Raw genomic sequence first — 6,290 nt, forward strand, 5'->3', positions numbered from 1 at the left:
ATGACATTACTTGATGACGTACTCTCATATAACAGACAATTTGTAGCAGACAAAGACTATGAAGGATTTCAGACTTCTAAAGTTCCTTCCATGAAAGCAGTTGTGTTAACGTGTATGGACACACGACTAGTGGAACTTTCTTCTAAAGCACTCGGCTTTAAAAATGGTGATATTAAAATTGTGAAAAATGCCGGCGCTACTATCACCCACCCGTATGGCGCAACAATGCGCAGCTTGTTAGTAGGTATCTATGCTTTAGGTGCCGAAGAAATTATTATTATGGGGCACAAAGACTGCGGGATGGGTAACCTTGACGTGGAATCAGTACTGAACACGATGAAATCGCGTGGAGTTAAAGAAGAAGTACTGCATACTTTAGAACACTCTGGAATAGATATCCATCATTTTCTTGAAGGCTTCAAAGATGTGAGAGAAAACGTAAGTAATAATATTGATCTTGTATACAATCATCCGCTATTTGATAAGTCAGTCCCTGTTCATGGATTAGTCATTGATCCGAATACCGGAGAACTAGAACTGATTCAGAATGGTTATGATAAAGTAACTCAATAATCGGATAAAAAGCCAATGCAGATGCCTCGGCTTTTTATTTTTGGAGCTTGCTTTACTGAGCAATAAGATGGTGCTTGAACGCATAGATTACAGCTTGAGTTCTATCCTGTACTTCTAGTTTACTTAAGATGTTGCTGACATGAGTTTTAACCGTCTTGATCGTAATATGACTGGCATCTGCGATTTCCTGGTTCGAATAGCCTTTAGCAATCAGCATGAGAATTTCCATTTCACGCTCTGTCAGCATTTCATGCAGCTCTGCTTTATGACTGATCCGGTTGCGCATTTTCGTCATGACTTCTGTTTCAAACACCGATTCTTCGTTAAATGTCTTACGGACCGCTTCAGCGATTGTATCAGCGCTTGACGTCTTTAATATGTAGCTGTCTACTCCTGCATCAATAGCAGCATAGACTTCTTTGTCATCAATAAAACTTGTCAGCATGATAACCTTTATATGCGGCATTCTACTTTTAATAATAGTAGTCGCCTCAATGCCGTTCATTTTTTCCATCACCATATCCATCAATATAACATCTGGATTCAATGATTCTGCTTTTTCTATGCCTTCTACGCCGTCACTTGCTTCGCCGACTATTTCAATATCCGGCTGTGTCGATAAAAAACTTGATATACCGATTCTGACCATTTCGTGGTCATCTACAAACAACACTCTCATGATGTTTCTCCTCCTGTATATGGAACTTTCACTTCTATTCTCGTTCCACTATCTTCTGCTGAGATAATCTGACAGATACCACCAATCTCGAGCGCCCGTTCTTTCATCGTGTTGATACCGTATCTTGATTCATCGCGCTTAGCCATATTAAAACCTTTACCGTCATCGGATATCCGGAGTATGACAGTATCACTCACTTTGAATAACTCAATTGTTAAACAACCGGCCACAGCATGTCTGAGCGTATTGGATACTGCCTCCTGAGTAATTCTGAACAGATGATCTTCTACACCTTTTGGCAAGTTGATATCTTCAATATCCATTTTGATGTCCAAAGGAATTTTTTTCTTAAGATCTGCTATCAAGTCACGGATTCCAGCTCCAAGAGACTTATTCTGCAGCGCAAGCGGCCTTAAGTGAAGCAGCAACGCGCGCATTTCAAGCTGAGCCTCGTGCAGCATGTTCTCAAGAATCGATACTTGCTTTGCTGCCTGTTCTTCAAGCGGATGATTTTTAATCGCTGACAGCATCATACTTGCTGCAAACAACTGCTGACTGACAGAATCATGAAGATCACGAGCAAGGCGCTGCCGTTCTTCCTCGACGATTTTTTTGACAATTTGTTCATTGACACCTGTTGTTACAAGCTGATTCTGATGTTTCACTGTTCTGACGGTATCATTCAGTCTGACAATCGTCTGATATAGCTCATTAATTTCCGGCTGCATGATTATCTCTTCATTGTCATCAAGTGATTCGCCATAGTCAATCGCTTCCATCTGCCCTTTGACCCATGACAGCTGCGCATTCTGCTTATAGGCAGCAAGTGATCCCATGATAATACATGCCAGAATGACAACGATATTCAGAAAGAGAAATGCCGGCACTCCGATAATCTGTGTGTAAAGCATCCCTTGAAAATAAATGATATTCGTAAAGATACGGTCCAGAATGTAAAAGATAAAGACAAGAGAATAAACGAGAATGAGCATGACACCAATCATGCGCGTATAGTTATTCATCGATGAACGACCTCCAGATCCCCAACAATAGAAGACACGATGATCTTAATTAAGATGCCATTATGATAGTCCTCGGAAAGATAAGTCAATCGTTCATTTTTAGCTCGTCTTGTAAATTCATGATTCACTTTCAGCTGTCCGTACAACGCTGAATAATCAGTCTTCGTCTGATAATGATGCGGAACAATAATAGTCGTCTTCCCGACCAGGTGATTCACTACGATCAAGTTTTCCTGCTGAAGATTAGCAGCGTTTGTCAGATCAATCGTCACATCCCCTACAGCGTGTTGAAGATGTATGTCATCAAAGCGGTACACTTCCTTAGGCGTCTCCTGTGTGTTGAACCACTTCTGACTGTAGACATGTACGTCCTGATCTGCTGTGACAATGACATGCACAGGCTTTCTGCGCGTTATCAAATAACGTACTGCAAGAATGACAAGAAAGCTGAACAGTAAAATTAAAGTATAGGGATTGGACAGCATTCCGAACAGCACGAGACTTAAACCAGACCAGAACAGAACCAGCCCACGTAATTTTTTTCTGAAATACTGACTGATATAAATCAGCAGCGCCCCAAGTACTAGTACGAGCAGCATTCCTGTCTTTACAAAGAATATATAGTACAAGTTAGAAAGTAATAGCAGTATTAAAAAGCTGATTAATATTTCTGTAGAAACTAATTGCTTCACGTACTCACTTCTTTCCCTTTCAATTTTCTAATCATCATTATCTCATATTGCGTCTCTTCTTTCATATGCTCAATCATCTGAAGAGATGCTTCGATTTCTCTGAGTTCGTCATCAATCTGATTGAGTGCATTAAGTGTCGCATACCGGTTCGACCGGAAATCACGAGTACTGCCATCTTCAGAATCAATGACAGTCAATTTAAACTGCTGGCTGTCATACACTTCAATCAGTCGTTCATGTTCTTTAGACTTTAAGGCTTTTAAAACATTCAAGTCAGTCATTTTCTGCTGGAGTTCTTTCAGTTTAATATAGAGACTTTGTCTGATACTCTTCTTCACTGTCTGGTTCAAATAGGACTTCAAACGTTTCATATAAACATCTCCTCACGATTCATCCTATTATAAAAAAAGTTCCTGAGGCTGTAAAACGTCTCAGGAACGATTATTTTCTCATACTTTAGTCGGAGGGACGATCAGTGAGCAGTAATGCACCATTCTCAGTCACGACGATTGTATGTTCAATCTGAGCAACATAGCTGTTGTCGCTCGTTTCAAATGCCCATTCATCTTTACCATCTGTCACTAATGTCGCTTTAGAAGAGATAAACGGTTCGACAGCGAGCACCATTCCTTCTTTCAGCAGATCTTTCTCAAATGGATCATAGTAATTCAAAATATGTTTCGGATCTTCGTGCAGGCTTCTGCCGATACCGTGGCCAGTCAGATTCTTAATAACTGTAACGTCATTCTTCTTAGCAGTCGTATTGACCGCACGACCGATCTGACTGAGCTTCGTGCCAGGCTTCACTTTCTTCATCGCTTCTTCAAAAGCCATTAAAGCCACATCCACCACTTTCTGTTTCAGAGGATCAGCACTTTCACCGACAACGAATGAAATACCTGTGTCTGCGTAAAATCCATCCTTACAGCCTGACACATCGACGTTCACAAGATCTCCGTCATTGATCACGCGGCTGCCAGGAATACCATGTGCTACTTCTTCGTTGACACTGATGCACGTGTAGCCGGGAAAATCATACTCAGTAATTGGTGCAGATTTAGCGCCAAGTTTATCAAATAGTTCTCCTGCAATATTATCAAGTTCCTTAGTCGTCATTCCTGGAACTGTTTTTTCCTTCAACGTATCTCTGATTTCTGCGACAATCTGACCGATTGCCTTTAATTTTTCGAGTTCCTCGTTTGATTTAATAATCATATAATCTCTTCTTTCATATAGTTGTCTCTCTATATTATAACAAATATTTAATGGTATACTAAATTTAAAAACAGGATGGTCTCAATGAACTTCAAACATCTACTCGGACCGCGCATCATCAAAACAGGACTTGCGACATTTTTGACGGCACTCATCTGTCAGATGCTGACGCTCCCTGCAATATTCGCAGTCATCACATCCATCGTTTCGATTGAACCGACCGCGAAAGCATCGCTGAAAAAAGCTTATATCCGATTTCCAGCCTCCATACTCGGAGCCTTCATCGCTGTGATGAGCACCTTTTTTCTCGGAGACTCGCCACTGGCATACAGCATTGCAGCGACACTGACAATCGTCGTCTGTCATCAGCTGAAACTCTTTGACGGCATGCTCGTTGCAAGCTTGACAGCGGTCGCCATGGTACCGAATATACACGATGCCTTCGCTTACAACTTCTTTTCGAGACTTGCGACAACAACAATTGGACTCACAACAGCAGGACTGGTGAACTACCTCGTCCTTCCGCCGAAATATCAGCATCAAATACAGGAGCTCATCAGTACTATAGAACGCGATACACTAAACCTCTTCATACAGCGCAGCAAAGAAGTGCTGATCGGCAACTTTCAGTCAACAGCAAGTATTAAGCAATTAGAAGCCATCAACACCAAAGTCAGCAGAGCACACCAGTTGATCAAGTACGAACATGAGGAATACCAGTACCATAAAGATTTAAATCGCAAACGCTCGATGACTGATCTTGAGAAACAACTGCAGATTGACCAGCTGATCATCCTGCACCTGTCCAACATGATCTACCTGCCTGACGACCAGTACTTCGACTTCACAATGGACGAACGAGAAGCATACGTGCAAATACTAGAAGCAACGGAACAACAAAAACCCATCCCAAGACCCGCACTCTCAACATTCAAATCAAGCGTCAAACACCTGAATGAGTTCGATGACAACCAGCTGAAAAGTCATTATATCTATGAGCTGCTGATGATACAGAAACTGATGAAAGACCACTAGATTACAAACTAGTGGTCTTTCAAATGTTCTAGAAGTCATTAAAATCAGTATATAGCTATTACTTTACATCTACTTCAACATCACCTGTATCTACTTTGACGTTGACTTTAGCAGTACCTTTACCTATTACACCATTGTCCTCAGCGATGCCATTCATATTAACATCGCCAATATCAGTATCGATATTAAAAGTGACGTTGTCAGGACGTTCGACATAAATGAAATTCGCTTCACCAATATTGACGGTACCATTAATAGTTGTCGCTTTTTCTAATCCTTTAAGATTAATCTCACCTGTATCCACTGAAAAATCAATAGTTTCTGTTTTTAGCTCTTCTACATTTATTTCTCCTACATCAACGTTAAGATCTGCTGATTTAACGTTGATTGACTGAATATCAATTTGTGCGACATCTGAACTTATATCCAGCTTATCATATGTCTTCTTAGGCAGGTAAATGATCAACTTACCTTCATTGTCGTCAGACATCCCGAAATTGAAATTAAATTTATGAAGTTTATTATCATTATGAACTTTGAGCGTCTGATCTTCTACTTTATATTGAAAAGTTTTTTCAGATTTCGCATGCTGAATTTCAATTCGGGTACTGCTGTCATTGTTTTCTTTAATTTCAACATCACCGAGTGCCATATTGATATCAATGTTATTAAAGGTTTTATCCAATGTCTCCTCGTGATGATATGTTCCAGTATGGTTGACAACTGCCTGTGATCTTGTGAAAAACATCCCTATACTTCCGATCAAAAGCAATATAGAACCTATCCATAATCACTAGTGTTGCATAAAAGTATTTCAACCTGCGGTTTTAAATTGAATATTCTAAAATTTTATTTTCTGTATAAAAAAATTCCTTTATAATGGTTGGAGGTAGTAATACTCATCCAAATTCCGAAATAAAGGAACAAGCTATGGATAAGTTTACTAGAAAATCATCATTTGAACAATGGATTTTACCTATAGATTTTAAAAAAGTTTCTGCACATGTAAGATATCTGAACTTGGATCACTATACAAAGAAACTGAATACCTGTGCTTTCATCAAGCTGCTGCTG

Annotated in this window: 8 protein-coding genes; 2 read left to right on the forward strand and 6 right to left on the reverse strand. The window is 40.0% G+C overall.

Features of this window, described 5'->3' with window-relative positions; translation table 11 throughout:
* On the forward strand, window positions 1–573 hold the full coding sequence (locus ERX29_RS10070; RefSeq protein WP_133444545.1) for a beta-class carbonic anhydrase: 573 nt from the start codon (window positions 1–3) through the stop codon (window positions 571–573).
* A gap of 52 nt (window positions 574–625) precedes the next feature.
* Here ERX29_RS10070 and ERX29_RS10075 read toward each other — a convergent pair whose 3' ends face one another.
* The 5 genes from ERX29_RS10075 to map form a co-directional block, all read right to left on the reverse strand.
* Window positions 626–1,252: a response regulator transcription factor gene (locus ERX29_RS10075; RefSeq protein ID WP_133444546.1), complete on the reverse strand. Its 627-nt coding sequence runs from the start codon at window positions 1,250–1,252 to the stop codon at window positions 626–628.
* On the reverse strand, window positions 1,249–2,274 hold the full coding sequence (locus tag ERX29_RS10080) for a sensor histidine kinase (RefSeq protein ID WP_133444547.1): 1,026 nt from the start codon (window positions 2,272–2,274) through the stop codon (window positions 1,249–1,251). Before ERX29_RS10080 ends, ERX29_RS10075 begins: the two co-directional genes overlap by 4 nt.
* Window positions 2,271–2,966, reverse strand: coding sequence for a cell wall-active antibiotics response protein LiaF (gene liaF, locus ERX29_RS10085; RefSeq protein ID WP_133444548.1), 696 nt, complete (start codon window positions 2,964–2,966; stop codon window positions 2,271–2,273). The genes ERX29_RS10080 and liaF overlap by 4 nt, the downstream gene beginning before the upstream one ends.
* Entirely contained in the window at window positions 2,963–3,337 is a 375-nt protein-coding gene (locus tag ERX29_RS10090; RefSeq protein ID WP_133444549.1) for a hypothetical protein, read from the reverse strand. The genes liaF and ERX29_RS10090 overlap by 4 nt, the downstream gene beginning before the upstream one ends.
* An 85-nt stretch (window positions 3,338–3,422) precedes the next feature.
* Complete coding sequence (gene map, locus ERX29_RS10095) at window positions 3,423–4,181, reverse strand: type I methionyl aminopeptidase (RefSeq protein ID WP_133444550.1); 759 nt, start codon at window positions 4,179–4,181, stop codon at window positions 3,423–3,425.
* 84 nt (window positions 4,182–4,265) lie between these two features.
* Here map and ERX29_RS10100 point away from each other — a divergent pair, with 84 nt between their 5' ends.
* On the forward strand, window positions 4,266–5,216 hold the full coding sequence (locus ERX29_RS10100) for an FUSC family protein (protein WP_243720039.1): 951 nt from the start codon (window positions 4,266–4,268) through the stop codon (window positions 5,214–5,216).
* Between the two features lie 58 nt (window positions 5,217–5,274).
* Here ERX29_RS10100 and ERX29_RS10105 read toward each other — a convergent pair whose 3' ends face one another.
* Window positions 5,275–5,964 carry a DUF4097 family beta strand repeat-containing protein gene (locus ERX29_RS10105; RefSeq protein WP_133444552.1) on the reverse strand — a complete coding sequence of 230 codons (690 nt, stop codon included), beginning with the start codon at window positions 5,962–5,964 and terminating at the stop codon, window positions 5,275–5,277.
* Window positions 5,965–6,290 lie beyond the last annotated feature (326 nt).

The organism is Macrococcus lamae (genome assembly GCF_004359545.1).
In the GTDB taxonomy this organism is placed as follows: Bacteria; Bacillota; Bacilli; order Staphylococcales; family Staphylococcaceae; genus Macrococcus; species Macrococcus lamae.

Coding starts and splice junctions, on each gene's coding strand:
- ERX29_RS10070 (WP_133444545.1), top strand. CDS start 1: ATGACATTACTTGATGACGTACTCTCATATAACAGACAATTTGTAGCA.
- ERX29_RS10075 (WP_133444546.1), bottom strand. CDS start 1,252: ATGAGAGTGTTGTTTGTAGATGACCACGAAATGGTCAGAATCGGTATA.
- ERX29_RS10080 (WP_133444547.1), bottom strand. CDS start 2,274: ATGAATAACTATACGCGCATGATTGGTGTCATGCTCATTCTCGTTTAT.
- ERX29_RS10090 (WP_133444549.1), bottom strand. CDS start 3,337: ATGAAACGTTTGAAGTCCTATTTGAACCAGACAGTGAAGAAGAGTATC.
- map (WP_133444550.1), bottom strand. CDS start 4,181: ATGATTATTAAATCAAACGAGGAACTCGAAAAATTAAAGGCAATCGGT.
- ERX29_RS10100 (WP_243720039.1), top strand. CDS start 4,266: ATGAACTTCAAACATCTACTCGGACCGCGCATCATCAAAACAGGACTT.
- ERX29_RS10105 (WP_133444552.1), bottom strand. CDS start 5,964: ATGTTTTTCACAAGATCACAGGCAGTTGTCAACCATACTGGAACATAT.